General features: G+C 63.1%; 20 protein-coding genes. 9 read left to right on the top strand and 11 right to left on the bottom strand.

Annotated elements, in window-relative coordinates:
* Positions 1 to 136: 136 nt before the first annotated feature.
* Complete coding sequence (locus BLT92_RS11650; protein ID WP_092105821.1) at positions 137 to 718, bottom strand: NADPH-dependent FMN reductase; 582 nt, start codon at positions 716 to 718, stop codon at positions 137 to 139.
* 322 nt (positions 719 to 1040) lie between these two features.
* Here BLT92_RS11650 and BLT92_RS11645 point away from each other — a divergent pair, with 322 nt between their 5' ends.
* A complete protein-coding gene (locus tag BLT92_RS11645) occupies positions 1041 to 1706 on the top strand; it encodes a TetR/AcrR family transcriptional regulator (protein WP_092105819.1) in 666 nt (221 codons plus the stop codon).
* Positions 1707 to 1915: 209 nt separating this feature from the next.
* Here BLT92_RS11645 and BLT92_RS11640 read toward each other — a convergent pair whose 3' ends face one another.
* From BLT92_RS11640 to BLT92_RS11625, 4 genes are all read right to left on the bottom strand, one after another.
* Complete coding sequence (locus BLT92_RS11640; protein ID WP_231938789.1) at positions 1916 to 3814, bottom strand: dipeptide ABC transporter ATP-binding protein; 1899 nt, start codon at positions 3812 to 3814, stop codon at positions 1916 to 1918.
* Positions 3814 to 4863, bottom strand: a complete 1050-nt coding sequence (locus BLT92_RS11635) for an ABC transporter permease (RefSeq protein ID WP_231938788.1) — start codon at positions 4861 to 4863, stop codon at positions 3814 to 3816. The genes BLT92_RS11640 and BLT92_RS11635 overlap by 1 nt, the downstream gene beginning before the upstream one ends.
* Positions 4863 to 5954, bottom strand: a complete 1092-nt coding sequence (locus tag BLT92_RS11630) for an ABC transporter permease (RefSeq protein WP_092105817.1) — start codon at positions 5952 to 5954, stop codon at positions 4863 to 4865. Before BLT92_RS11630 ends, BLT92_RS11635 begins: the two co-directional genes overlap by 1 nt.
* A 286-nt stretch (positions 5955 to 6240) precedes the next feature.
* Positions 6241 to 7872 (bottom strand): ABC transporter substrate-binding protein, encoded by a 1632-nt coding sequence (locus BLT92_RS11625; protein ID WP_092105815.1) that lies wholly within the window; start codon positions 7870 to 7872, stop codon positions 6241 to 6243.
* A gap of 315 nt (positions 7873 to 8187) precedes the next feature.
* Here BLT92_RS11625 and BLT92_RS11620 point away from each other — a divergent pair, with 315 nt between their 5' ends.
* Complete coding sequence (locus tag BLT92_RS11620) at positions 8188 to 9726, top strand: alanine/glycine:cation symporter family protein (RefSeq protein WP_092105813.1); 1539 nt, start codon at positions 8188 to 8190, stop codon at positions 9724 to 9726.
* 164 nt (positions 9727 to 9890) lie between these two features.
* Here the strand turns inward: BLT92_RS11620 and fbaA are convergent, their stop codons facing one another.
* Complete coding sequence (fbaA, locus tag BLT92_RS11615) at positions 9891 to 10913, bottom strand: class II fructose-bisphosphate aldolase (RefSeq protein WP_092105811.1); 1023 nt, start codon at positions 10911 to 10913, stop codon at positions 9891 to 9893.
* Between the two features lie 228 nt (positions 10914 to 11141).
* Positions 11142 to 12938 carry a BCCT family transporter gene (locus tag BLT92_RS11610; RefSeq protein ID WP_092105809.1) on the bottom strand — a complete coding sequence of 599 codons (1797 nt, stop codon included), beginning with the start codon at positions 12936 to 12938 and terminating at the stop codon, positions 11142 to 11144.
* A 344-nt stretch (positions 12939 to 13282) separates the two neighbouring features.
* Here BLT92_RS11610 and BLT92_RS11605 point away from each other — a divergent pair, with 344 nt between their 5' ends.
* Positions 13283 to 14602: an MFS transporter gene (locus BLT92_RS11605; protein ID WP_092105808.1), complete on the top strand. Its 1320-nt coding sequence runs from the start codon at positions 13283 to 13285 to the stop codon at positions 14600 to 14602.
* 143 nt (positions 14603 to 14745) lie between these two features.
* Here BLT92_RS11605 and BLT92_RS11600 read toward each other — a convergent pair whose 3' ends face one another.
* Both BLT92_RS11600 and BLT92_RS11595 read right to left on the bottom strand, forming a co-directional pair.
* Positions 14746 to 15234, bottom strand: coding sequence for an SRPBCC family protein (locus BLT92_RS11600; RefSeq protein WP_092109208.1), 489 nt, complete (start codon positions 15232 to 15234; stop codon positions 14746 to 14748).
* A 38-nt stretch (positions 15235 to 15272) separates the two neighbouring features.
* Complete coding sequence (locus BLT92_RS11595) at positions 15273 to 15614, bottom strand: ArsR/SmtB family transcription factor (protein ID WP_092105807.1); 342 nt, start codon at positions 15612 to 15614, stop codon at positions 15273 to 15275.
* 89 nt (positions 15615 to 15703) lie between these two features.
* Between BLT92_RS11595 and BLT92_RS11590 the strand changes: the two genes are divergently transcribed.
* Genes BLT92_RS11590 through BLT92_RS11580 form a run of 3 tightly spaced genes read left to right on the top strand, consistent with a single transcriptional unit; the run spans position 15704 to position 19181 of the window.
* Entirely contained in the window at positions 15704 to 16429 is a 726-nt protein-coding gene (locus tag BLT92_RS11590) for a TetR/AcrR family transcriptional regulator (protein WP_092105806.1), read from the top strand.
* The gene (locus tag BLT92_RS11585; protein WP_092105805.1) at positions 16426 to 17478 is read left to right on the top strand and encodes an ABC transporter ATP-binding protein; all 1053 of its coding nucleotides are present in this window, start codon (positions 16426 to 16428) and stop codon (positions 17476 to 17478) included. Before BLT92_RS11590 ends, BLT92_RS11585 begins: the two co-directional genes overlap by 4 nt.
* Positions 17475 to 19181: an ABC transporter permease gene (locus BLT92_RS11580; protein WP_197679611.1), complete on the top strand. Its 1707-nt coding sequence runs from the start codon at positions 17475 to 17477 to the stop codon at positions 19179 to 19181. The genes BLT92_RS11585 and BLT92_RS11580 overlap by 4 nt, the downstream gene beginning before the upstream one ends.
* On the opposite strand, the gene BLT92_RS11575 is transcribed toward BLT92_RS11580, so the two are convergent.
* A complete protein-coding gene (locus tag BLT92_RS11575; protein ID WP_157691429.1) occupies positions 19171 to 21522 on the bottom strand; it encodes a helix-turn-helix transcriptional regulator in 2352 nt (783 codons plus the stop codon). The two genes, BLT92_RS11580 and BLT92_RS11575, sit on opposite strands and share 11 nt — an antisense overlap.
* Before the next feature lie 440 nt (positions 21523 to 21962).
* Here BLT92_RS11575 and BLT92_RS11570 point away from each other — a divergent pair, with 440 nt between their 5' ends.
* The 3 genes from BLT92_RS11570 (at position 21963) to BLT92_RS20460 (ending at position 25751) form a co-directional block, all read left to right on the top strand.
* Entirely contained in the window at positions 21963 to 23222 is a 1260-nt protein-coding gene (locus BLT92_RS11570) for a lipid II:glycine glycyltransferase FemX (RefSeq protein ID WP_157691428.1), read from the top strand.
* A 229-nt stretch (positions 23223 to 23451) separates the two neighbouring features.
* Positions 23452 to 24711, top strand: coding sequence for a lipopolysaccharide biosynthesis protein (locus BLT92_RS20465; protein WP_157691427.1), 1260 nt, complete (start codon positions 23452 to 23454; stop codon positions 24709 to 24711).
* Positions 24708 to 25751: a polysaccharide pyruvyl transferase family protein gene (locus BLT92_RS20460; RefSeq protein WP_157691426.1), complete on the top strand. Its 1044-nt coding sequence runs from the start codon at positions 24708 to 24710 to the stop codon at positions 25749 to 25751. The genes BLT92_RS20465 and BLT92_RS20460 overlap by 4 nt, the downstream gene beginning before the upstream one ends.
* A 43-nt stretch (positions 25752 to 25794) precedes the next feature.
* Here the strand turns inward: BLT92_RS20460 and BLT92_RS11560 are convergent, their stop codons facing one another.
* Positions 25795 to 26772, bottom strand: a complete 978-nt coding sequence (locus BLT92_RS11560) for an EpsG family protein (protein ID WP_157691425.1) — start codon at positions 26770 to 26772, stop codon at positions 25795 to 25797.
* Between the last annotated feature and the right edge of the window lie 90 nt (positions 26773 to 26862).

Genomic DNA, 26862 nt, shown 5'->3' with positions numbered 1-26862 from the left:
GTTGGTTCGACTTTAACGCAAGCCTGTCAGGTCCGGGCACGACCGAAGCCCGCCGACCTTTCGGTGCGGCGGGCTTCAAGGGTGTCAGCTGCGGAGGAGTCTTCTCCTCAGCCGCAGACGATGCGCTGGGCGACGATCAGGCGGCCTGGTCCTCGGAATCCGCGTCCTCGCGCACGGACTTCAGGGCTTCGCCCCAGCTCACGAGGTCATCGGCCATGGACGCGAACGGGGTCGCTGAGACCTCGGTCGGGGTGAAGACTCCGTCGGCGAAGTCGGTGAAGAGGCTGAAGGAGGCCTGGTCGCGCACGACGGCGAGCTTGTAGTTGGCGAGGATGTGGCGCAGGTGCTCGGCGGCGCGCACACCCTTGTCTGCGCCGTAGTTCACGATGCCAGCGACCTTGTGATTGAACTCGCTGGCGACGAAGTCGAGCGCATTTTTCAGCGATCCGGAGATCGAGTGGTTGTACTCGGGGGTGACGAAGATGAAGGCGTCGAACTCGGCGAGCTTGGCGCCCCAGGCCTTGGTGTGGTCGTTCTGGTACATGTTCGCGCCGGCCGGAATGACCTCGTCGAGCAGCGGCAGGTCGAAGTCACCGAAGTCTACGACCTCGGCGCGGACGTCCTCACGCCCGGCCAGCTGTTCCTTGGCCCAGGCGACGATCTGCGGGTTGAGTGCCTGCGGGCGCGAAGTTCCGGGAATGATGGCGATGTTGAGCATGTCCGTCCTCTGTTCGGTGTCGGTGTTCGGTTTCTGGTGGTGCTGGTTTCAGGTGGTCGGAAGCGGCAGTCCCCTGCCGTGTTCCACACATCCGGGCAACCTTGTTGAAACGTCAATAATTCCGAATTCGTGCGTGATCGCCGTCACGTTCGCCTGCTCGTTCGGACACTCGGGTTCATGCCGACCTGAGCGTGCGTGCCCTCGGCAGCGCACAGATCCGCGAATTCTGGGCGGAAGCGGCCATTCACCGGGCAACGTCATGTATTCTCGATTGGCAAGTGAAAGATTGTTCGATATCCGACCGCCTAGGAGTCCAAGCACCGTGAAATCTACCAACGGCCGCAACAACATCCTCCGCTCGGCTCGGGACACCTTCGCCGCAAAAGGCTTCGACGGTGCCTCCATCCGCGATATCGCACAAGCCGCCGGACTGAGTCTGTCCGCACTCTACTATTACTTCCCGTCCAAGCAGGAAGCTCTGTACGAGCTCGTGCACACGGCGTACACCTGGTACAGCGAACACAGTCGAGCCGTCATCGCCGAGGTGGGCGATGATCCCACCGAGCAGCTGACCGTGGCCGTGCGCTACCTGTCCCGGTACCGCATGGAGAACGTCTCGGTGTCCACTGTGCTGCTACGCGACACCGAACGACTGACCGGGGACAATGCCACCCGCGTCAAAGAGCTCCAGCGCGAGGCGCGAGACATCATGGGCGACATCGTCCAATCAGGCATCGATGCCGGAACGTTCGACGTCGACAGCGCACAGCTTGTGACACGTGCGATCCACTCGATCTGCAACTCGCTCTCACTCTGGTACCGGCCCACCGGCGACCTGACGCCGGATGTCATCGAGCGCGATTTCACCCAGTACTCGCTGCGCATCCTGGGCCTCGATCCCAGCACGGAGGAACTCGACCGCCTGATGGCCCTGCCGATCAACCAGGCAGGCATGCTCGACTTCATCTCCGACGACGCACAGCACTGAGCCCACACGGCCGAAGGCCGACCCCCGGCGCGGGCCAGCCTTCGGCGCGGGCGGGAATCACTATTTGAACTCGAAGGGACTAATCACGTCCGGCGCCGCGCGTGATTAGTCCCTTCGAGTATTTTTAGTCCAGCCGACGGCTCAGCCCCAGCCGCCACTCCAGCCCCAGCGGGCGCGACCCAGCCCCAGCGGACGCGGCACCCGCGGCCTCAGCTCGCGGCGGTGCGCAGGTTGCGGGCGAGTTCACGGCGCTGTGCCTGCTCGTCCGGGTCGGGCACCGGCAGCGAGGCGATGAGTCGCTTCGTGTAGTCGCTGCTCGGTGAGCCGAGTACCTGCTCGCCGGTGCCTTCTTCCAGCAATTCGCCTTGGAACAGGACCCCGATGCGATCGGAGAGCATGTCGACGACGGCCAAGTCATGGCTGATGAATAGGGCCGCGAAGTCGAACCTGTTCTGCAGATCGACGAATAGCTCGAGCACCTTGGCCTGCACCGACACGTCGAGGGCCGAGGTCGGCTCATCGGCGATGAGCAGCTCCGGATCGAGGGCCAGACCGCGTGCCAGGGAAGCTCTCTGGCGCTGGCCGCCCGAGAGCTCGTGCGGATACCTGGCTCCATAGGCGTTGGGCAGCTGCACAGAGTCGAGCAGTTCGAGCACCCGCTTCTCACGGTCCTTCGGCGTCATGTCCCGCCGATGGATGGCGAACGGTTCCGCCACACACTCTCCGACCGTCAGGTGCGGGTTGAATGAGGCCGCCGGGTCCTGGAAGACGAACCCGATCCGGCGCCTGATCGGAGAGAACGTTCGCTCCTTGAACCCGACCATTTCGTGTCCGAGCACCTGGAGGCTGCCCCCGCTGGCCCTGGTCAGGCCGGCAATGGCACGCCCGATCGTGGTCTTGCCCGATCCGGATTCGCCCACCAGCCCGTAGACTTCGCCGGCCTTGATGTCGAAGCTGACCGACGACACCGCCTGGAAGTCCGAGCGACCGAAGCCTCCCGGGTAGACGATATCGAGGTTGCGAGCGACGACGACGGATTCGCGTTCGTCGCGTGGCTTGCCGGAGTCCGCAGCAGCCGGGGCCTCCCCCGTGTCCGGGGCCTCCCCCGCCGAGGCGGTTGCCGGGGCGCCCTCGCCCCTGTCCTTCGCATCGGGGCTGGCAGCTTCCGCAGCCTCCGCGGCAGCGGCCTTGCGACTGCCGGCGACCGTCGAACCCAGTCGGGGAACGGCGCCGAGGAGGTCGCGCGTGTACTGTTCCTTCGGATCGTTGAAGAGCTGCTTGACCGATGACACCTCGACGAGGTCTCCGCGGTACATCACGGCCACCCTGTCGGCGAGGTCGGCGACGACTCCCATGTTGTGGGTGATGAGCACGATCGCGGTGCCCGTCTCGTCGCGCAGGTCCCGCAACAGGTCGAGGATCTCGGCCTGGACGGTGACGTCGAGGGCGGTCGTCGGTTCGTCGGCGACGATGAGCTCGGCCCCGAGAGCCAGGGCCATGGCGATGACGATGCGCTGCTTCTGCCCGCCGGAGAACTGGTGCGGGTAGTAGTCGAAGCGGTTCTGCGCGTCGGGGATTCCGACCTGTTCCATCGCTGCGATGACCTTGGTCTTGAGTTCGGCCTTGCTCGCTCGTTTGTTGTGGGCACGCAGGCCTTCGGCGATCTGCCATCCCACCGTGTAGACGGGGTTGAGCGCCGTCGAGGGCTCCTGGAACACCATCGACACGTCGGTCCCGCGCATCTTGCGCAGCTGTTCTCCGGAGACGCTGAGAACGTCCTTGCCGGAGACGATCACGGCACCCGAACGCTGCGCGGTCTCCGGCAGGAGCCCGAGGATGCTGCGCGCGGTCACGGTCTTGCCGGAGCCGGATTCGCCCACGATCGCGAGCACCTCCCCCGGGGTGACCGACAGGGTCACGTTCTTCACCGCGTGGACGTCGCCGCCGTCGGTGGAGAACGTGACATCGAGGCCGTCGACGTCGAGGATGCTCTTCGCCGCACCGGCGGTGCCGCTCGGACTATCTGTGCCGCCCGTATCGACTGTGCCGCCCGGGTTTTCTGTGCCGCCCGATGCTCCGGTGCTGTTGTTTCCCACGTTCTCACTCATCACTTGGCCTCCGCAGTCTCGTTGTCGCTCGATGAGGTGACGGCCTTCGCCGCCTTGGCGCCCTTCGTCTTCGCTTTGCGACGCACCCGCAGACGCGGATCGTTGAGGTCGTTCATCGATTCACCGACCAGTGTGATGCCCAGGACCGTGAGCACGATCGCCAGGCCCGGGAACACGGAGGTCCACCACACACCGCTGGTCACATCCGGCAGCGCCTTATTGAGGTCGTAACCCCATTCCGACGCCGAGGTGGGTTCGATTCCGAAGCCCAGGAACCCGAGCCCGGCCAGAGTCAGAATCGCCTCGGAGGAGTTGAGGGTGAAGATCAGCGGCAGGGTGCGCGTAGCATTGCGGAAGATGTGCTTCGAGATGATCCGGGTCTTCGAGGCGCCGAGGACGATCGCCGACTCCACGAAGGGCTCTGCCTTGAGCCGCAGAGTCTCCGCGCGGACGACGCGGAAGTACTGCGGAATGAAGACCACGGTGATCGAGAACGCGGCCGCGGCGATGCCGCCCCACGCACTCGACTGCCCTCCGGAGATCGCAATCGACATGACGAGGGCGAGCAGCAGGGTCGGGAAGGCGTAGACCGCGTCGGCGATGACGACGAGGATTCGGTCGAGCCAGCCGCCGAGGTAGCCCGAGATGAGTCCCAGGATGACGCCGGCGAAGATCGACATGATCACGGCCACGATGATGACGGACACTGCGGTTTGGGCGCCCCAGACCACGCGGGAGAAGACGTCGTAGCCGCCGACCGTCGTACCCCAGATGTGGGTGCCGCCGGGCGGCAGCTTCGACCCGAAGTTGCCCTCGGAAGTGCCGAGCTGGTTGAAGCCGTAGGGGGCGATCAGCGGCGCGAAGATCGCGCAGATGAGGACGATGCCGCACAGAATGAGCCCGGTGATGAGCATCCCTCGCTGGAGGCCGACCGACTGCCGCAGGTGGGAGACGATCGGAAGACGGCTGAACCAGGATTTCTTAGCTTTGCCGTCCGGGGTCTGCGATGTGTTGTCCGGGGCCTGCGTTGTGTTGTCTGGAGTGGACATCAGTACCTCACTCGGGGGTCGATGAAGGCGGCGATGACGTCGACGAGGAAGTTGGTCAGCGCCACGATGACGGCGAGGAAGACCACGATTCCCTGGACGGCGACGAAGTCACGGGCGGTGAGATATTCGGCCAGCTTGAAGCCGAGGCCCTGCCATCCGAAGGTCGTCTCCGTGAGCACTGCACCGGCGAGCATGAGCGCGATCTGCATGCCCATGACCGTGATGATCGGAATCAGCGCCGGACGGTAGGCGTGCTTGGTGACCAGGCGGTATTCGGAGATTCCGCGGGACCGCCCCGAGTCGATGTACTGCTGGCCCAGGGTGCCGATGAGGTTGGTGCGCACGAGGCGGAGGAAGACTCCCGCCGTGAGCACACCGAGGGCGACGGCCGGCAGGACCGCGTGGGCGAGCACATCGCCGAGGACTTCGAAGTTGCCGATGCGGATCGCATCGATGAGGTAGATCTGGGTGGGCGAGACCACCCCGGACATGATGTATTCGGTCTGCGTGGTTCCGCGCCCCGCGATGGGCAGGATCGGCAGGAAGACGCCGAAGATCAGTTTGAGGATCATGCCGGCGAAGAACACCGGGGTGGCGTAGCCGAGGATCGCGAGGATGCGCAGTGCGGCATCCGGCGCCTTGTCCCGGTGGTAGGCGGCGAGCATTCCCAGGGGGATGCCGAGGATCAATGCGACGATGAGGGCGTAGAAGACGAGCTCGACGGTCGCGGCTCCGTAGTTGAGGAGAATGCTCGACACGGGCTGTCCATCGGAGATCGCTGTGCCGAAATCGCCCTTGAGCAGGTTGCCCATGTATTCGAAGTACTGGACGAGAAGTGGGCGATCGTAGCCGGCGGCCTGAATGCGCTCGGCCAGCTGAGCCTCGGTCAGGCGTCCGCCCATGGATGCGGTGATCGGGTCACCGGTGATCCGCATGAGGAAGAAGACGAGTGTGGTGAGAATGAAGATGGTGGGAATGATGAGGAGGAACCGGACGAGGACGTAGCGTCCCAATCCGCCTCCCGCGGGCTTCTTCACCGCGACCGAAGTCTCGGCGGCTTCTGCCTCTGGTTCGCTGATGGCTGCAGACATGTGTTCCTTTTGGCTTTCGTCAATAGACGGCTGTGGCGTCGGTCGACGGTGATTTCATCGGGCGTCGATCGTGACGCCGCCCGGGCGACCGGGTGCCCAGGTGTCGGGACGCCGGGGTGCGAACGCACCACAAGGTGCAGGTGGGCCCGACGGGGCTCACCTGCACCTCGTGTCGACGATCAGTTCGGTGCTCGTCGGGGCATTTCCGTACGCACGCTCCCACTGGTGGCGACGCGTGTGGTTCGCGACCTCACTGGTTCGACAGGGGTCACTGGTTCGGCAGTGCTCACTTGCTCAGCAGCGCCAACCGGAACTGGAACGCGGGGTCGAGGGTGTCATCGACGCCCTTGACGTCCTTGCCGGACACCGCGATCTGACTGCCCTGGAGCAGCGGCAGAGTCGGCAGCTCTTCGGCAAGCTGCCCCTGGATCTTCTTCAGCGCTTCCGCACGCTTGCCCTTGTCGTCGATGGACGACTGGGCGTTGAGCTGCTTGTTCATCTCCTTGTCACGGTAGTGGTTGCCCAAGAAGCTCGGGGTCTCATCCGTGTCGTAGAAGAAGGGCACCAGGTAGTTGTCCGCGTCCGAGTAGTCCGGGAACCAGCCCAACTGGTACATCGGGTAGGCATCGGCGGTGCGGTCCTTGTTGTACTGCACCCATTCGGTCGACTGGAGGCTGACATCGAACAGCCCCGTCTTGTCCAGCTGATCCTTGACCAGGGCGTACTCATCGCCCGAGGAGGGACCGTAGTGGTCTGGGTTGTACTGCAGGTTGAGTTTGACAGGGGTTTCGACTCCGGCGTCCTTGAGGGCCTTCTTGGCCTTGTCGACATCGGGACCGCCCTGCCCGTCTCCGTATTCCGACTTGAGCGGATCGTCGGCGCCGGGCAGCCCCTCCGGAACGTGCGAGTACAGAGGGGTGAAGGTGTCCTTGTAGACCTGCGAGGCGATCGCCTGGCGATCGACCGAGTCCGCCATGGCCTGACGCACGGCCAACGACTTCTCTTCGTCGGCGTTCTCGGTCTTCGCGCCGAAGGGCATCGTGTCCATGTTGAACACGATGTAGCGGATCTCGCCACCGGGGCCCTTGTGGACCTTGAGGTCCTCCTTGGTGCCGAGGTCTTCGATGTCGGTAGCCGAGAGCGAACGCCAGGCCACGTCGATCTTGCCCTCTTGGACGTCGAGCTTCATGTTGTTGGCATCCGAGAAGTACTTCATCTGCACGGTTTCGGTCTTCGCCGGCTCCAGGTAGCCCTGGTAGCCGTCGTAGGCCTTGTACGTGATCAGCTTGTTGAAGTCGAACCCGGCGATCGTGTACGGGCCGGCGAAGGCCTTGCCGTCGACGATCGCCTGATTTTCGGTGATCTTGTCCGGTTCGAACACGTCTTCATCGACGATCGGTCCCGCGGCGCTGGCCAGGACGCCGGGCCAGGTCTGGTCGTTCTTGCGCTTGAGGTTGAAGATGACCGTGGACTCGTCCGGGGTCTCCACCGATTCCAGGCCGCCGAGGAGGGACGACGGTCCGTTCGGATCCTGAATCTTCAGCTGTCGGTCGAACGAGAACTTCACGTCCGAGGAGGTGAGCTCGTTGCCGTTGGCGAACTTCATTCCGTCTTTGAGTTTGACTTCGTACTTGGTCGGTTCGCTGAAGTCCGCGGACTCCGCGATCGAGGGGTTGAGTTCCGCAGTACCTGGCTTGTACGCCAGGATGAACGGGTAGATCTGCTGTTCGACGAGCGAGCTTCCGTTGTCATAGGCACCGGCCGGGTCGAGGGCGACTACCTTGTCTGTGGTGCCCACTGTGAGGGATTCACCGCCACCGTCGCCGTCTCCACCAGTGGTCGAGGTCGAGCATGCCGAGAGTAGCAAAGCGCCGGCAGCGGCGATGGCCACTGCCTTTGCACCAGTTCGACGTTTCATTGTGTTCCTTGTCATTCAAAGTGCTCTCCGTGTCGTCTTTGCTCGGAGAGATCCGCACCACATCTTACGGTTATCGTCCCAAATAGTGAACTGGCCATTATGATTCGGGGCACAATGTCATCACTTTGAAACATGTCAATGACGGCACCGAAAGCTCATCTCGACCCGGAAACTCGGGCTTCGTCCATTGAATTTGCGTCACAGGTCTCAATCCGTTTGACTTATGAGGTCAATCACAGCGAAAACTCACGTTATTCGCTGTGCCTGCACACGAAAACCGTCAGTCCCACCTCTGCCTCCCCTGATAGGAGAAGCGTGTCCGCAGTCCTCGAATGGCTCAACGGCATCATCTGGTCCTCTGCTCTCGTCTACCTGTGCCTCGGTGCCGGTGTCTACTTCACGATCCGTTCCCGCGCAGTCCAGATTCGTCAGATCAAGGCGATCTTCCGCCAGATGTTCCGTGGCAAGAGCTCCGATGAGGGCGTCTCCTCGTTCCAGGCTCTGGCGATGTCATTGGCCGGTCGCGTGGGAGTCGGCAACATCGCCGGCGTCGCCACCGCCATCGGCTTCGGCGGACCCGGTGCCGTGGTGTGGATGTGGATCTCTGCCCTGCTGGGGGCCTCAACCTCCTACGTCGAGTCCACTCTCGGCCAGGTCTTCAAGGAGCAGGACCCGAAGTCCGGCGAATACCGCGGCGGACCGGCCTTCTACATCGAGAAGGCCTACCGGCACACCAAAGCCAAGGGCCTGTTCAAGGTCTACGGAATGGTGTTCGCGTTCGTCACCATCGTGGCGATGAGCTTCATGCTTCCCGGCATCCAGTCGAACGCCATCTCCGGCGCCGTGCATAACGCCTGGGACGTTCCGACCTGGGCCACCGCGATCGTCCTCGTCATCATCATGGGCTTCATCGTCGTCGGCGGCATCAAGCGCATCGCGCACTTCGCTTCGCTGGCCGTTCCGTTCATGGCAGTCCTGTATATCATCGCTGCGATCGCGGTCACCCTCATCAACGCGGACCAGATCATCCCGGTGATCGAACTCGTGTTCACGTCCGCCTTCGGGGTGGACGCCGGGCAGGAAGCGGCCTTCGGTGGAATCATCGGCATGGCCGTCCAATGGGGCGTCCAGCGCGGGATCTACTCGAACGAAGCCGGCCAGGGGACCGGACCTCACGCGGCCGCGGCTGCCGAGGTCTCGCACCCGTCCAAGCAGGGCCTCGTCCAGGCCGGCTCGGTCTACATCGACACCCTGTTCGTCTGCTCGGCCACCGCGTTCATGATCCTCTCCACCGGCATGTACCGGGTCTTCGGTGCCGACGGTGAGACGATCATCGGCACGGGCCGCGGACAGATGGTCGAGGAGATCGCTGCGACTCCGGGCGAGAAATGGCCGCAGGCCGGTCTCGACTCGATGATGACTGGCTTCGGCGCCGGGTTCATCGCGATCTCGATCTTCCTCTTCGCGCTCACCACCATCGTCGCCTACTACTACATGGCAGAGACGAATCTCGTGTACCTTCTGGGCCGGATCAAGAACCCGATGGTCCTCGCGGTCGGCAAACGCGTCCTGCAGCTGCTGATCCTCGTCGCCGTGGCCGTCGGCGCGACGTCGACCTCGGGCAGTGTGTGGGCTCTCGGTGACATCGGCGTCGGACTCATGGCGTGGCTGAACATCGTCTCGATCCTCATCCTGCAGCAGCCGGCGTTCAAGCTCCTCCGGGACTTCGAACGTCAGACGAAGCAAGGCCTGGATCCGGTCTTCGACCCGCGCAGCCTGAATATCCGCAACGCCGAGCTCTGGGAGAAGCGCCTCGAACGGGCCCCAGCAGGCACTGCGCCCCCGCAGGGCTGATCGGCCCGCTCGGCGGAGGCGAGAGCCTCACCACGGCAAAACACAAGTGAATACGATGCGAGGTCCGGGACAATGGCGTCCCGGACCTCGCATCGTATTGCCCGACCTGTTGCCGAAGCTGGTGTCGCGCCGCTGTGCTGCAGCGCTGGTTCGGCGTGACTGCGTTACTTCATGCTGGTGCCTGCGGAGCCGAGGTTCTGGCAGGCTTCGACGATGCGCTCGGCCATGCCGGCCTCCGCCGCCTTGCCGTAGGCACGCGGGTCGTAGATCTTCTTGTTTCCGACCTCACCGTCGATCTTGAGCACTCCGTCGTAGTTGCGGAACATGTGCTCGACGACGGGACGGGTGAATGCGTACTGGGTGTCGGTGTCGATGTTCATCTTCACGACTCCGTGGCGAACCGCCTCGGCGATCTCGTCTGCACTCGATCCGGAGCCGCCGTGGAAGACGAGGTCGAAGGGCTTGTCCTTGCCCACCTGCGCGCCGACGTCGGTCTGGATCTCACCGAGCAGCTCGGGCCGCAGCTTCACATTGCCCGGTTTGTAGACGCCGTGGACGTTTCCGAAGGTCAGAGCCGTGAGGTAACGGCCCTTCTCACCGGACCCCAATGCCTTGACCGTGGCCAGACCGTCGGCGACCGAGGTGTAGAGCTTCTCGTTGATCTCGTTCTCCACACCGTCCTCTTCGCCGCCGACGACGCCGACCTCGATCTCGAGGATCGAGCGCGCAGCGTTCGAGAGCTCAAGCAGCTCCTCGGCGAGGACGAGGTTCTCCGTCAGAGGGACCGCGGAACCGTCCCACATGTGCGACTGGAAGTAGGGCTCTCCCCCCTTCTTCACGCGTTCGGTCGACAGGGCGAGCAACGGCTTCACCCACTCTTCGACCTCCTTCTTCGGGGCGTGGTCGGTGTGCAGGGCGATGTTGACGTCGTAGCTCTTGGCCACCTCGGCGGCGAAGACCGAGAACGCGATGGCACCGCGCACGCGGTCCTTGATCGTCGGGCCGGAGATGTATTCGGCACCGCCGGTCGAGATCTGGACGATGCCGTCGGAACCGGCCTCTGCGAAACCGCGGATGGCTGCGTTGATCGTCTGCGAGGAGGTGCAGTTGATCGCCGGGTAGGCGAATCCCTCGGACTTCGCACGGTTGATCATCTCGGAATACACTTCGGGGCTTGCAATGGGCATACGGGCTCCTTGATCGGTGGATTCAATGCGCTTTCGGTTGCCCCCAGACTACTCGGTCTCCGGCGGGCGACAGAAGCAGTCCCCGCCGTGCACAGTGAATTCTCGCCTCTCCTCGAAAATGCGGACAGCACCAGCGCAGACAGCAGAGGCGACCAGGATCAATACCCTGGTCGCCTCTGCTGCTTCGACGGGTCCTTCCGCAGACAGATGCCTACGGAAGGCTGGCTCCTACCGCGAGCCCTTGGGCTTCCGCTCCTCCTTGGGTGCTCTGTTCAACACACCCTTGGTCCGTGACAGCCGATAGTCGATGCGTGCATCGACCTTGTCGCCGAGGTATTCGTCGAAGTCATCGGCGATGTGCTCACCGACCTCGTGGAAACGCTGACCGGTCTCGATCTCCCGAGCTCTGACGGATTCGATCTGGAACGCCCGCACCATCGAGATCGCGATGAATATCAGGATGATGCTGAACGGCAGCGCCGTCGCCAGGGAGGCCGCCTGCAGAGCACCGAGGCCGCCGGCCAGGAGCAGTCCGATCGCCAGAGCGCCCTCGAGTGCGGCGAACAGCACACGTGACCACACCGGCGGGTTCGGGTGTCCGCCGGAGGCCAGCATGTCGACGACCAGCGATCCCGAGTCCGAGGAGGTGATGAAGAAGATCGCCACGAGGATGATGGCAATCACAGAGAGGATGCTGCCCATCGGCAGGGAGCTGAGCACATCGAAGAGCACCTTCTCCGCCACGACTCCGTCTTCCGGGTCGACTAGGCCGCCCTCGCCGAAGAGCTGTTTGTAGATTCCCGTGCCGCCGAGTGCAGCGAACCAGATGAATCCGACCACGGTGGGCACGAGGAGGACGCCGGCGATGAACTCCCGGACGGTGCGTCCCCGCGAGATGCGGGCGATGAACACACCGACGAACGGGGCCCAGGAGATCCACCAGCCCCAGTAGAAGATCGTCCAGCTGGATGCCCACTCGGCGCCTGCTTCGCCGGTGTAGGCACCGACGTCGAAGGTCATGTTGAAGAAGTTCGCCAGGTAGACGCCGAGGGATTCGATGAGGTTCTGGAACAGGAACAGGGTGGGGCCGAGCAGCAGCACGGCGATGAGCAGAAGGCCCGCCAGTGACAGGTTGATGTTCGACAGCCACTTGATTCCCGCGCCCACTCCCGAGATCACGGACAGGGTCGCCAGGAAGGTGATGACGACGATGAGTATGACCAGGAATGTGTTGTCGACCTCGCCGACCAGCCCGATTGCCTGGAGCCCCGACGAAATCTGCTGCACGCCGAGCCCCAGTGAGGTCGCGATGCCGAAGACGGTGCCGAAGATGGCGAGGATGTCGATGATATCGCCCATCCACCCTTTGACGCGGTGCCCGAGCAGAGGCTCGAGCGCCCAGCGGATCGAGACGGGACGTCCGCGACGGTGGATCGCGTAGGCAAGCGCCAATCCGATCACCGCGTAGATCGCCCAAGGATGCAGTCCCCAGTGGATGAAGGTTTGGGCCATCGCCAGCTTGGAGATATCCGCTTCGCTGCCGTCCCATCCCGGCTTGGGGCCGGATGTGGCATAGGTCAGCGGCTCGCCGACGCCGTAGAAGACCAGGCCGATGCCCATGCCAGCGGCGAAGAGCATGGCGAACCAGGAGAAGACTCCGAACTCGGGTTTCTCCCCGTCGCGGCCGAGCGTGATCTTCCCGAACTTCGAGAATCCGATCACAATGGAGAAGATGACGAATCCGCCGACGACGAGCATGTAGTACCAACCGAGGTCGGCGACGATCCAATCGTTGATGCTCGTCAGGACCGTGCTGGTGCCATCGGGCAGGAAGATCGCAAGCAGCGCAACGCCAAGAATGGCGATCAGCGAAGGCCAGAAGACGGCCGGAGCCACCATTCCCTTGCCGATGCGCACTCCCTGAGCACGCAATTTGGCGGTGATCTGCTCGTCGCTGTCATCATCGGTGATCGAGACATCGTGTGGCAGGTGCAGCCTGATCGGTTCGGGGTCTTCGAACAGCATATGCGGGCGGCGGGCATCATCTACCGGCGCCGAGGTGGGCGTTCCCCCGCCTCACCGTTCCCATTGTCGTCGGAGGCAGTCATAGGACCTTTCGGTTCGATTGGACGTAAGCGTCTACCAACTCTGCCGCACAGCACCGCCACTATCAAGTAATTCTCGGAGAACTATCGGAGAAGTCACCAATTTCACGGCCCGAAGGCCGACAGGGTCGAACGCGGCTGGTGCGGTAGGCGTCGACGGGCGGAGTCGGCCGCGGTAAGCGTCGGCGGGCGGAGTCGGCCGTGGTAAGCGTCGGCGGGCGCAGTCGGCCGCGGCTGCCGACGATGATTCAGTACAGTGGCGTCATGCAGACGAATCCGAGACCGTCAGCGGGCTCCCGTTCGAAGATACTGAGCTGGGCCCTCTGGGACTGGGGGTCGGCGTCCTTCAACGCCGTCATCATCACCTTCGTCTTCGCCCCGTATCTGACGAAAAGCGTGGCGGCGACCGAGGAGGCCGGTTCTACGGCTCTCGGATGGTCGACGGCCGCGGCCGGACTCATCATCGCCCTGGTGGCACCGGCGGCAGGCACCCGGGCCGACTCCGGCGGTCGGCACAAGCTGTGGCTGGGGGTCCACACCGGAATCGTCATTCTCACGATGTTCGGCCTCTTCTTCGTCCGCGACTCCCCCGAATACCTGTGGGTGGGACTCCTCCTCATCGCCATGGGCAACGTGTTCTTCGTATTCGCCGAGGTGTCCTACAACGGCATCATGGTTCGCATCACCCACCCTGACAACGTCGGGAAGGTCTCCGGCTTCGGTTGGGGCATGGGCTACGCTGGCGGACTCGTGCTCCTCGTCATCCTCCTCGTCCTCGTCATCCAGCCCGAGGTGGGACTCTTCGGCGCCGGCGATGAGGGTGGCCTGAGATTCCGAGTCGTCGCCGCCCTGTCCGCGGTCTGGTTCGCGCTCTTCGCCCTGCCCGTGCTGTTCACCGCACCCAGTGCCAAAGCCTCAAAACCCTCGGGCGGACACCCGATCAAGGCGTTCATCGCCGACTACGGCGCACTCGTCCGACGTCTCGTGCGGATGTGGAGGGAGGAGCACCAGACGCTGCGCTTCTTCATCGCCTCGGCGGTGTTCCGCGATGGGCTGGCCGCGATCTTCGCCTTCGCCGGAGTCCTCGCGGCGGGCAGCTACGGCTTCTCCGCCTCGGAGATCATCATCCTGGGCGTGGCGGCCAATGTCGCCGCCGGCGCAGGCGCCATGATCGCCGGATACTTCGATGACCGGCTCGGTCCGAAACCTGTCATCATCGTCGGACTCATCGTCATCCTCATCGGCGGCATGCCGATCCTCTTCAGCGACAACCCGGTCGTGTTCTGGGCCTGCGCTCTTGTCCTCAGCTTCTGCGTCGGACCGGTGCAGGCCTCGAGCCGGTCGTTCCTGGCCCGGATCACTCCAACCGAGCGGGCCGGGGAGAATTTCGGTCTCTATGCCACGACCGGTCGCGCCGTGAGCTTCCTTGGCCCGGCCATGTTCGCGGTCTTCATCTCACTCCTCGGCTTCCAGAGGGCCGGCACCCTGGGGATCCTCCTCGTACTCTTCGTCGGCCTGATCCTCATCATCCCGGTCAAACCTGAGTCCCCGGCGAAGTCGATGCAGGCACAGACCAAGCGCTGAGCCGCCTCGCAGATGTGGGAGCCTGCACCGCCGCTGGAGCCTGCGCCGCCGCTGCGCCAACGGTTGGCAAGTTCTCTTCGATAATTGAGTCTCAGATCGAAGAGAACTTGCCAACCGTTTCGCATTCTCGTGCCGAGTCCGCCTCAGTCCTGAGCAAGCAGGTCGTCAATCTGGCTCATCGCGCTCGTGGCGCCTTCGACCATGCCCATCTCGAGTACGGTCTTGAGGCCTTCGAGGGAGTCGAAGGTCGATTCGTAGGTGGCTCGCGTCCCCCCGTCGACCTCGCTGAAGGTGAAGACACTGCTGCTGCCGGGCATCGACTCATCGATGTTGAAGTCCTCGTCCGCGAAATAGTCGCGGAATGCCAATTGCCTCGGAGCGTCGACCGAGGACACTTCCCAGAGCCCGCAGAACTTCTCACCCTCAGGGCTGGTCATAAAGTAGGTGACCCGGCCCCCTGGCACCAAAGAATGGTCGACCACCGTTGCCGGATAGGTGGGCGGCCCCCAGACCTTCTCAAGCTGGCGCGGGTTGGCGTAGACCTCCCAGACCCGTTCGGGAGGTGCCGCGAAATCGGCGACCATCGTCAGAGTCAGGTTCTCTTCGTCGTGGCTGGTTTCAATGACTGGCATGACAACCCCTTTGTTCGCTTCATCGACCGGCACGCGCCTCATCGGCCGTCGACCTCATCCGAAGCCAGCAGATCGTCGATGCGCTGAACCCGCGCACGCCACATGTCCTCGAGTTCGTTCAGCATTGAAGTCACGGCGCGGATTGCACCCATTTCGACGTGCGCGATCTGCACCCGTCCGACCCGCCGCTTCGACACAAGGCCAGCACGCTCGAGCACAGCAACGTGCTTCTGCACCCCCGCGAAACTCATTTCATAGGAATCAGCCAGCTCAGACACCGAAAGCTCTTCATCCATGATTCGCCGCACGATATCGCGACGCGTGCGATCGGCCAATGCCTGGAACATCGCATCCACCTGATCGTCGAGAAGTGCTTCCATAACTTAAATCATACAACTCCCTGGTTGTATGTGAAGGATTTTTCAGTCAGCCATTGACAGCTTGTTTGAACATGCGTTTAATATTAAACATGCGTTCAACACATGACGATTCGAACTCGAAAAAGCCCAGCGCGCCCGAGGCGAAACGCACCCGCTCCCCCAATGCCTCACCGGAGACAGCGGAGAAGATCCTCACGGCTGCCATCGCAGCGTTCGCCGAGCACGGGTTCACGAAATCGACGATTCGTGGCATCGCCTCGGCGGCTGGGGTCTCCCCCGGACTCGTCATCCACCATTTCGGATCGAAGGAAGGCCTGCGCACAGCCTGCGACGATCACGTCTTCACAGCGATCACCGAGTCGAAGGCCAAGCACGCCGAATACGCTGCCCACGCCATGCAGATGATCTTCAGCGATCCCGGCATGAGCACGAAGATCGACTACCTCATGAAGTCCCTGCTCGATCCCAGCGAGCACGGTCAGCGGTACTTCGAGCACTATGTCGACCTCGTCGAGGACTACATCGCCCACGGCTTCGCCGGATACTCGTTCCGGCAGAGCGACGATCCCCGGGGGCAGGCAGCGACGATCGCGGTCCTCGCGCTCTCCCCGTCAATACTCGCCCAACGGCTGCAGATATCGCTGGGCACCGCCGACACGGCAGAGACGATGACACGCCTCGCCCCCCATCTGCTCGACCTCTACCTCAACGGCGTCCTCAGCGCGACCCCGGAGGGAGAGCCCGACCCGTCCGGTTCCCCCGACTCCCCGGAACCCACCGAACCCACCGATTCCTCTGGAGGCGATCAGCCATGACCACAACGACAAGCACCCCAACGCCCACCTCGGCGACCGCCGACCACGACACAGCGGCCATCTCCATGCAGGATGTGGTCAAGAGCTACGGCCGGGTGCGCGCGCTCGACGGACTGTCCCTCGACGTCGCGCGCGGCGAAGTCCACGGCTTCCTGGGTCCGAACGGCGCCGGTAAGTCCACCACCATCAGGATCCTGCTCGGAATCCTCAAACACGACTCGGGACGCATCAGCCTCCTCGGCGAAGACCCCTGGGCAAAAGCGGTGTCGCTGCACCGCAGACTCGCCTACGTCCCCGGCGACGTCGAACTGTGGCCCAGCCTGACTGGAGGCGAAGCCATCGACCTGTTCGCGCGACTGCGCGGCGGAGTCGACACACGCAGACGCGATGAACTCATCGAACGCTTCGATCTCGACCCGCGCAAGAAGGGCCGAACGTATTCGAAGGGCAATCGGCAGAAGGTCGCACTGATCTCCGCGCTGGCCTCACATGTCGATCTCCTGCTGCTCGATGAACCGACCGCCGGCCTCGATCCGCTCATGGAGGCCGTGTTCCAGCAGTGCATCAGGGAAGCGAAGGAGGAGGGGCGCACGGTTCTCCTCTCCAGCCACATCCTCGCGCAGGTGGAGGCCCTGGCTGATCGTGTGTCGATCATCCGATCCGGACGGATCGTCGAATCCGGAGCCCTGTCGGACCTGCGCCACCTGTCCCGGACGACAGTCGCCGTGCAGGTGGAGACCGACATTCCTCAGTTGACGACCATGCCCGGCATCCACGACCTGGTGCGCGAGGGGACACGGCTGCACTTCAGCGCCGACACCGCCGAACTCCCCGCCATCATGCGCGCCCTCGGCGAGCACGACATCCAATCGCTGACGGCGACTCCCCCGACACTCGAACAGCTGCTGCTGCGCCACTACGGCGACCCTACCGGCGGCGACCCCAACGACCCATCCGCGGGCAACGGCGCAGACCGCGCCGAGGGCAGTGACTCCGCGAGCACCCGCACCAGACCCCGCAAGGGGATCCTCACCAGGGAGAAATCATGACTCTGCTGACCAGCGCCGATGACACCCCCAACCGCAACAATGCACGACTGAACCGCACCCACCACGGCCGTCACGCCGAGAACCACGCCGGCTCCGAAATCACAGGACTGTGGACCCTGCTGCGGCTCATGGGCAGACGAGACCGGTGGCGAGCGCCCATCTGGATCCTCAGCCTTGCCGCGCTCACCGCCTACTTCTCCAACGCGATCGCTCTGGTCATGGACGAGAACTCGCTGTCATCAATGGCGGTGTTCGCAAAGAACCCTGTGATGGGGCTGATCACCGGCCCGGGCTACGGAATGGACGAGATCACAATCGCTCGCTTCGTCGTGGGCATGTACGGGGTCTTCCTCATGATCGGTATCGCAATGATGTCGATCACGACGATGACCCGGCACACTCGGGCCGAGGAGCAGACCGGTCGCGCGGAGCTGATTCGGGCGAACGTGACCGGCCGCCACACTCAGCTTCTCGCCGCGCTCGTTCTCACCCTGGTGATGAACCTCGTGGCCGGATTCCTCATGTCCCTGGCGTTCTTCTTCTCCGAAGCGAAGCCCGATCCTTTCTCCTCTGCTCTTCTCTTCGGCGCGAGCATCGCCGCGGCCGGCTGCGTGTTCGCGGCGATCACCGGTGTCACAGTGCAGCTGACCTCGTTCGCCCGCGCAGCATCGGGCATCGCCGGTGCGGTGCTGGCGGCGACGTTCGTCGTCCGCGGTCTCGGCGACATGTCCGCCGTCTCCGGAGGCGACCTGGACTGGCTGTCCTGGCTCTCTCCTCTGGGGTGGTCGCAGCAGACGGCTCCGTACACACTCGACCGATGGACTCCGCTGCTGCTGTCGGCGGCGGCCGTCGTCGTCCTCATCCCCGTGAGCCTGTTCCTCCAGTCCCGCCGTGACCTGTCGGCCGGCATCTTCGCCGACCGCCTCGGCCGGGCCCACGCTTCATCCGGCCTGTCTACGAGCACGGGACTGGCGCTGCGCCTGCAGCGTTCGAGTCTGACCTGGTGGTCGATCGGAATCTTCACTATGGCGGCCGTCTTCGGATCCTTCACCGGAGCCATGAAAGACGGGGCAGCAGGGATGCCGAAGGAGATCCTCGACATCATGGGCGGTTCGCGCGGAATCGTCGACGGCTACATCGGCTACATGGCCCTCTACTTCGCCATGATCGCCGGCGCCTACGCGATCATCGCCGCGTCTGGCCTGCGATCCGAGGAGGCAGGGTTCCGCACGGAGCCCGTCCTCGCCACAACCGTGGGTCGCGGCCGGTGGATGCTGTCGTGGACACTCGTGACCCTGCTCGGCTCACTCTGGCTGATGACTCTGGCAGGGGTGGGCGAGGGTCTGGGAGCCGCCGCTTCGACCGGTGACTGGTCGCTGATCGGTCCGGCGGTCCTCGGTCACGTCGCGCAGACCGCATCCGTGTGGATTCTCCTCGGGCTCGCCCTCGCACTCTACGGATGGGCGCCGAGGCTGCAGGGTCTGGTCTGGCTCGTCTTCGTCTACAGCGCCGGCATGGCCATGTTCGGACAGATGATGCAACTCGACGAGGCGGTCCTCGACACCTCTGTCTTCGTCCACATCGGCCAGTATCCGGCCCAGGACCTGTCCGCCGAGGCGGTCGTGGTCCTGACCGCGGCGACCGTGGTTCTCGTGGTCCTCGGTGTGCTCGGGTTCCGGCGGCGGGACCTCGTCACTGCGTGAGGAACCCCATCGCGCGGGCCCGGGTGATCACTTCACTTCTGCCTGAGACATCGAACTTGCGGTACAGAGCCGAGAGCCGATTCTTCACCGTGCCCGTGACCTGGTGCAGCTCGGTTGAGATCTGGGAGATGGACAGGCCCTGGGACAGCAGCTCGAGAAGCTGCGCTTCTCCGGAGCTCAGCTGCGGAATCGTGGCGCTGCCAACGGCAATTGATCCTACGGTGCGCAAGCGCAGTAGGAGCTCTTCGCGGCTGTGGAAGTGGCCAGAGAATCGCGCGTAGGCATCATCCCAGACTTCGTGGGAGGAAGTGAGGTCGAGCAGGCGGTTCCGATCGGCCTGGGGCAGCATGGCAACAGGCAGCAGTGAACTCACCCAGGTGGACAGATCGATGGCGGTGACGAACTCCGCCACGGCTTCGTTCTGCCGACCGATCCGCAGCAGCGCTGCCGCCTTGATAACGGCCAACTCGGCACGCCTCACAGGTGTGAGGCTGCTGTGGTAGAACCAGGTATCGACCATGGAGATGACGTTCTCCAGCCTGCCGGCGACGAGTTCGACACGAACTTTGAGCGCGATCCGCGCATCCGAGGTCTGTGACATATGCTCGAGCTCGACTTCTGCCCTCTTGAGCTGACCCAGGCCGATGAAGATCATGCTCTTGCTGGCCGCCAGCAGGTCCCGGCCGGTCGCGGACATCGCAGACGGGTCCTGATACTTCTCGACGTCGTCGTTGACGAAGAGCAGGCTCGACTCGGTCGAAGCAGTGAGGATGGCGATCGTGCGACCGATTGCAGGGAGGTAGGCCCAGAGGGACCGGTTCTCAGGATAGGCGGAGAGGCTGTCGAGCTCCTGTTCCGCCAATTCGAGGTCGAGTCTGTCAAGAGCTCGCAGCGCCGAGGCCACATGTGCGGCGGGACGGACGAGCTCTTCAACGAGAAGCGAGCTGCGCAGCTCCTCGTCCAATCCCGACAGGGCCCTGTCCGCACGGTCGTGGTCTCCGCTGACTACTGAGGCGAGTGCTGTCCATGCGGTCACTGCGGGCAGGAGGAAGTCTCCGTCGACATGGCCGCTGACCACATCGGATTCGATTTCGCCCAGTATCGAAACTGAGCGGCGAAACTGTGAACGGTGGAAGAGACTGATCGCCGTGAGCAGTCGAACGGTGAGCTGCGCCCACCGACCGTGTTTTCTCGAGGACCACGCGAGCCCGATTGAGACCGCTTCCTCGTGACGGTCCTCTCTCGTCAACGAAATCATTCGTCCCAGTGTGGAGATGAAATCGGCACGTCCTGAATCAACGGGCGACGTTCCCACCGGTTCCGAAGCCTCCCCGGACTCCGGATGTGCAGCGTTGGGCTGGGAATCTGTGGAACTGTGTTCCGCGTACGGGCTGGGCCGCTGAGGCAGATTGCCTCTTCCACGGTCGTTTGGCCCGGGGAAGAAAGCGCGCATCCGCCCAGCTTTCGTCTCCTGCATCACGACGGTGCGAATGTCCTCACCGGAACTGCCGTTGGCGAGCCGATCGAGCACGTCGTCGGTCATCGCTCCGAGGAACCCGAGGACGGGAACTTCGGAAAGCACCTGAACCGGCAGATGCCCGAATGCCGCACAGGCTGCGTGTGGAGCGATGAGGAACATCGGCAGACCCACGGACTCCTGGATTCGCGCCAACTGCTGCCACTGCTCGAATCGTCTGCTCAGAGTCAACACATCGTCAAGGATGTGCGCTTCGACGACCTGGGAGTTCTCAAGGTGATCGGCCAGTGCGACGACGAGCGCCGAAATGAGAGTTGAGGAGCCCGGAGACTTCGCCATTGCCAGCCGTAGGTGGCCTGCGATCAGGCTGGGAATCCGGTAGAGCCTGCGCTCATCCTCCGTGTGCACGGGGACGAGAGTGCCCTCCATACGCAAGCGCATGAGAACGCCCTCCGGATCCCTCAGACCGAGACCGAATTCGCCATTGACTCGCGGTCCCACGACAGAGACAACCATGAGCGCTGTCTGCCGCGTGAAGATGCTCAGGTGTGAGAGGATCGCGGCCTGGTACGCGTCCGAGCTCGTGAGACCGAGGTCGAAATCAGAGACCAGAGACGCCACATAATCGGCGAACACGGTCGAAGACACGTCCCGAAGCGCAGAAACCTCCGAGGGATCGGCCTCGTTGGCGACTGCGCTGGCCGCAGCACCCGCCGCTGCGCGGCCCAGGATGAGGTTGCCGCCACTGGCAGCGAAGAGCTCTGCAGTCACGGAATCGTCTTTGAGGCCCAGCTCATGAGCGAATTCCGTGGAGCTTTCGGCCACGCCTGAGGTCTGGTTCTGCTCGCCAGTCGGCTTCTTCACTCCCCATCCTCCAAATCTGTGGTCTCCTCCGTGGCCTCCATCTTCCGTTCTGCGGCATCGGTCGATGAGTTCCGCGTCCGGCCGCGTAGGTCGCTGTTCGGTGGCGAGGCAGTCCACGTTCTGAGTCCTTCCCTCGGTTGAATCGCCGATGGGCTGGTTTCGCACGCGGATTCCGTCGAAGGCTGCGAGGGTCGCCAGTCCGGCACTGGATCTCATTGTCGTCCGAGGGCGGACCCGGAAGTGAGAGAAATCGATGATGAAGCGGAAACGGGCGCGAAGATGACGGTACTCCGCAATATCCGCAAGGACGATGCTGCGGAGTCGGCTCTTTGCCCACAGCGACTGGGCCGTTGTGGGCCGCCGATGCGGTTTGCCGTCAGTATGGTGCAGTTGCCTTCGATCCTATGGACCCGGACGGGACGGCGGCATACTCTGGCTCGATGTACACGCTTCGCACAGTCTCTTCCGCAGCCTTCTGGCTCTTCATCGACCGTGCCTCGAGTCATTCCCGGCACACGGTCGGCTATCAGCAGACTCCTGAGTGGGCAACGGCACGGGGCGCTTCCTGGGACCCTGAACTATTGGGGTGGTTCGATGCCGAGGGGGTCATGCGCGCGGGCGCCGTCATCCGATATCGGAAATTGCCCGGTCTCGATCGCCGCTTCGCTTTCGTGCCTCAGGGCCCCGTCGCCGACTGGAGTGCGCATGACATCGACGATCTGCTCACCCCGTTGAAGTCCTATCTAACCTCACGACGGGTCTTCGCAGTCAGAATCACGCCTCCGATCAGTATCAGACAGTGGAATGCCTCGACGATCAGGACCGGCCTTTCAATCCCGGATATCACCAGACTCTCCGACCTCCCACCGGACCGACTCCAGCACTCTTCTGGTGATCTTGTCTCCTCACTCACAAGCCTCGGATGGCGCCGGGCTCCCAATGATGCAGCCACCGAGTCCAGCCAGCCACGGTTCAATTTCTGGCTCGACCTGGCCGGCGGCGATGAGGACGCGGTCCTCGCTTCCATGACCAAAAGCTGGCGGAAGAACATCCGCAAGTCCGAACGGGCAGGAGTGGAAGTCACCTTCGGGACTCGCGGAGACTTGGCAGACGTCCATCGGCTCTATGCACAGACAGCGCAGCGAAACGGCTTCTCTCCCCAGCCGATGGAATACTTCGAGACCATGTGGTCATGCCTCAGCGAGGGGTTTCCCGGACACTTCTCGCTGCATCTCGCCCGTCATGAGGGGTCGGCCATCGCCGCAAGTGGGACCGCCCAAGTGGGGGCACGTGCGCAGGGCGTCTTCGCCGCGACCGGAACAGAGCGGCCGCAGGCGAAGCCATCGAACGCTGTCTATTGGGCGATCGTCCGTCAGGCGATAGCCGACGGTGCCGAGGTGTTCGACATCGGTGGAGTCGACGACACCCTCGATGAATCAGATGCTGCTTCCGGCCTCGTGCGCTTCAAGGCCGACATGGGTGCGGATGCGCACGAATACATCGGAGCGTGGGACCTCCCTATCGAGCCGCTCCTCTACGCGGCTTTCACCCGGCTGCTGCTGGCTTACACGGGTGCCTCGTCGGTGCTCAGGGACGGCATGCGGACTGTGAGGAGGTCTCCTGCTCTCCTGCGCGTCCCCCAGCTCAATGCAAGAACCAAGCCCCCCGCTCACGAGAGTGCCGAAACGCGAAGCTCTTGAACCACCCGCAAACCGTTGCCATTCCCGGTGGCTAACGGACGAGTTCAGGAGCGATGACAGCATGAGATCCCGCATGGGTCGTGCGGCTTCCCGTAAGGAATCGCCGGATCCCAGTTGCAGTTGGGCGAACGCCGATAGCATTCCCATGAGTGAGCACACGTGACTGTTCCGACAGGCACCTGTTGAAGTCCATCGGCTGAGCGGCCGAAGCGTCTTGGAGGAAATCGCAGTGGCCGGACATCGTGGATCCATGGTTCTCGTGACTTTGGGAAACATCATGGTCGCAACTGCGCAGTGGTATCTGATCTGGCTGTTCGCTCGCGAAGCAGGGCCGCAAGCCGTCGGCATCTACTCATCGCTGCTCGCGTATATGACCCCCATCTTCATCTTTGCACAACTGGGGCTGCGCAATCTCTACATCACTTTGCAATCGGCGGTGACATGGTCGGTCTATCTGGCCATCCGAATCAGCGGAATCATCATCGCTGGGACGCTCGCACTCGGAGCACTCGCTGTGCTCGCTCCAAGCGCCGCATGGCCGATGGGAGTGGCGATCCTCCTCATCAAGACAGCGAACTCCGCTGCCGACCTGTACTTCGCACGGCTGCAGCGCTCCGAATGCCTGCGCACATTCGGCGTCCTCCTCATTCTCGACGCCGCATGCACCGCTGCAGTGACCACCGCCGTTATGACGTACACCGGGTCGGTTGAGTTCGCAGTCTTCGCCGCCGCAGCGGTGGCCGTGGCAAGCGCCTCAGCCACGATCCTCCTCGCACTCAGAACGACCGTTGCTCAGGCCGACGCCTCAGCCGGGCGGTTCGGTCCCAACGCTCTCACCCTGATTCGCCACGGTGCGCCTCTGGCGCTGTCCCAGGGAATCCAATCCGTTCTCACATATCTGCCTCTGGCAGTCGTCGGATGGCTGGGCAGCACAGGAGACATCGGCGTGTATTCGAGCGCCGCGTACCTGGTGACCTTCGCCAATCTTCTCGGGGCTTCGGTCCAGATCACTGTCCTCACCGACTATCGCCGTCGCTTCGGGGAGTCGGGGAAGCCGCGCTTTCGTCAGATGGTCAGGAAGAACAGCGTCATCACCGTGGTTGTCATGTCTCCGCTGGTCGCCCTCGCTGTCATCATCGGCCCGTTCCTTCTCACACTCGTCTACGGAGCAGACTTCGACATCAGCAGGCTCTCCGTGCTCTTCTTCTCACTTTCGGCAGTCATCGTTCTGCCGAGCTATCTTCTGTCTTCCCTGCATCTCGTGCTCAATCACTATTGGGTCATGACAATCGTCGGTGCAGTCTCCATTGTCGCTGTCGTCTTCGCCGGAGGGGCGGCCGGTTACGTCGGCGCCGGTCCCGTCGAAGCCGGTTCTCTGGCCGTACTCGCCAGTGCCGTCGCCCGTTACATGGGTGCGGACTTTCTGTCGTCCCATACCCTCTCTCTCCGTCGTACACCTGCTCCCAAACAGAAAGCTGGACTGCCATGACAGGAACAACCGCCAACTCCCGAGTACAGCTGCTCGGCTACTTCGGCTGGGGCAATTTCGGAGATGACCTGTTCCTCGAGACCTGCCAGGACCGAGCTTCGAGCCTGTGGCCCGCGAGCCAGGTTCGTGCTTTCGAGGGGGACACCTCGAATTTCTCCCGTCGATCGGTCAGAACTCGTGTGAGACGACTGGGGACTGCAGTTCAGGGGGCTATGTGGGCGACTTCCTTCGCCTATTGCGGCGGGTCAGTGTTTTCCGAATTGGCGGGCACCTCGGCGCTGCGCACGCGCCTGTTCAGTTCTCATCGATTTGAGGCACTCGGAATATCGGTCGGGCCATTTGCCCATGTCGACGATCACCGAGCCGTTGTGCGAGTCCTGAGCATGTTCGACAGAGTCGTCGTTCGCGATCGGGAGTCCTACGACCGGCTCTCCGGTGCCTGCGAACTCGGTGGAGACCTCGCGGCGTTGAGTCGGCGCTTCTCACCCCCATGGCTTTCCACCGACCGACCGGTCGGAGCTGGAATCACCATCTGCCCCTCTTCTGCAGCTGAGACCAAAGGCCCCCAGCTCACCGAGGCGATTGCGAACGCGCTCGGATCCACCGATGTCGTCATCACTGTCCTGGCTCTCAACTCCCATCCTCACCTGGGTGATCTCAGAATCGCCGAAGACATCGCGACCGGGCTGCGCGATCAGGGCCGGGCCGTTCGGGTCCTCGACTACGGCTCCATCGGCATCGGCGGCGTCATCGAGGTGCTGAGAAGCTCACGATTGGTGTGGTCCCAGCGACTGCACGGCGCGATCGCCTCCTACCTATCGGGCGTTCCCACTGCGATCGTCGACCACCACGAGAAGTGCGGCGCGTTCGCTCGCGACATCGGCCTCGACCAGCGCTTCCTCGTCCGCGGGTTCGAAGAACTGGCCCCCACACTCACAGCGATCGACTCCGACGATTCCGCACTGGCTGAACCATGGACTCGGTCGGCCGCTGACTACCGGGACCGGGCAGCTCGCATCTATTCGCGCGCCGCCTACTGAACGTGGCACAACCTCGTAAGAGCGGCCATCATAGTTGCGCTCGTCAGTTGATGAGAGCCTCGAAGGTGCCGAAGTACAGACCCCACGCCAGGAAACCGAGGACAATGCCCGGCCTGACGAACTTCTGCCCTCTGCCGTCGTAATATAAGATCGGCACCGCCATCAGCAGGGGTGTCAATGACCACGAATAGGCGGCGAGACGGTCGCCGAAGTAGAGGAACCCCATCGCCACGTAATAGCAGTTGAGAAGAATGTAGGCCTTCAGCAGACCCGAATACCACTCGGGGAGGAACGTGAGCTTCTTGACGGCGATATACCCACAGCTCAGCGGAATTGCGCTCAACAACCAGAAATCGAGTCGATTCGTTCCGCTTGTGTACTCGACGACCATGTCGGGGTCGGAGTATGTCTCGATATCACTGAAGGTGCTCCCCAAAGGACCGGCCAGAATCTCGTTGACACCGGTCAGATAGGTGATCGACAGCAAGCACCAAACACCCAAGAGAACCTCGATGCGCAATTTGAACAGACGCACGACAAGGATGAGAATCGCCGCCACTGCGGCCGACCAGTGGAAGAGGACCCCTATCGCCAGCAGAACCGCCACCGAGCGGAGCTTGCCTCGCCTGAAGACCAGAGCGAGAGCAAGAACAAGGAATGAGAGTGACAGACCCTGACGGAGGAGAAAACTCGAATAGTTGGTGAAGAACCCAAAGCAGAAGGTCAAGTAGAACACGACCGCTGTCATCCACCCGGAACCGAGGATCAGCCACAAAGTGATGACCAGCATAATGCTGCACACGGCCGCAGTGATCGCGAAGAATACCGCTGCGTCATGCGTGAACTGACCGATCACCCAGTTGAACAGCAGGAAGGCCGGTTCTCGGCCGTCGGTGATGAAGCTGTCGAAGGCTTCACCGAAGCTTGAGAAGCTCAAGGACTCGAATTCGAGGGCGTACCGGGATTTGTCGACCACGTCGTAGTTCCCGCTTGCAGCCACGTAGGTATTGATTGCGACCAAGGAAGCAAGGGGAAAGACCGCATTGGACCAGTGCCGGACGTAGGGAAGCTTGCCCATCACGGTAAACGCCAGGACCCAAGCTGAACAGAG

The organism is Brevibacterium picturae (assembly GCF_900105045.1).
Lineage (GTDB): Bacteria > Actinomycetota > Actinomycetes > Actinomycetales > Brevibacteriaceae > Brevibacterium > Brevibacterium picturae.
Note: the sequence above shows the minus strand (reverse complement) of the source record. Positions and strands in the feature narration are given on the sequence as shown.

Bases quoted from the DNA above. Each gene is read 5' to 3' on its own strand.
- BLT92_RS11650 (WP_092105821.1), bottom strand. From the start codon at position 718: ATGCTCAACATCGCCATCATTCCCGGAACTTCGCGCCCGCAGGCACTC.
- BLT92_RS11640 (WP_231938789.1), bottom strand. From the start codon at position 3,814: ATGAGTGAGAACGTGGGAAACAACAGCACCGGAGCATCGGGCGGCACA.
- BLT92_RS11635 (WP_231938788.1), bottom strand. From the start codon at position 4,863: ATGTCCACTCCAGACAACACAACGCAGGCCCCGGACAACACATCGCAG.
- BLT92_RS11630 (WP_092105817.1), bottom strand. From the start codon at position 5,954: ATGTCTGCAGCCATCAGCGAACCAGAGGCAGAAGCCGCCGAGACTTCG.
- BLT92_RS11625 (WP_092105815.1), bottom strand. From the start codon at position 7,872: ATGAAACGTCGAACTGGTGCAAAGGCAGTGGCCATCGCCGCTGCCGGC.
- fbaA (WP_092105811.1), bottom strand. From the start codon at position 10,913: ATGCCCATTGCAAGCCCCGAAGTGTATTCCGAGATGATCAACCGTGCG.
- BLT92_RS11610 (WP_092105809.1), bottom strand. From the start codon at position 12,938: ATGCTGTTCGAAGACCCCGAACCGATCAGGCTGCACCTGCCACACGAT.
- BLT92_RS11605 (WP_092105808.1), top strand. From the start codon at position 13,283: ATGCAGACGAATCCGAGACCGTCAGCGGGCTCCCGTTCGAAGATACTG.
- BLT92_RS11600 (WP_092109208.1), bottom strand. From the start codon at position 15,234: ATGCCAGTCATTGAAACCAGCCACGACGAAGAGAACCTGACTCTGACG.
- BLT92_RS11595 (WP_092105807.1), bottom strand. From the start codon at position 15,614: ATGGAAGCACTTCTCGACGATCAGGTGGATGCGATGTTCCAGGCATTG.
- BLT92_RS11590 (WP_092105806.1), top strand. From the start codon at position 15,704: ATGCGTTCAACACATGACGATTCGAACTCGAAAAAGCCCAGCGCGCCC.
- BLT92_RS11585 (WP_092105805.1), top strand. From the start codon at position 16,426: ATGACCACAACGACAAGCACCCCAACGCCCACCTCGGCGACCGCCGAC.
- BLT92_RS11580 (WP_197679611.1), top strand. From the start codon at position 17,475: ATGACTCTGCTGACCAGCGCCGATGACACCCCCAACCGCAACAATGCA.
- BLT92_RS11570 (WP_157691428.1), top strand. From the start codon at position 21,963: ATGTACACGCTTCGCACAGTCTCTTCCGCAGCCTTCTGGCTCTTCATC.
- BLT92_RS20460 (WP_157691426.1), top strand. From the start codon at position 24,708: ATGACAGGAACAACCGCCAACTCCCGAGTACAGCTGCTCGGCTACTTC.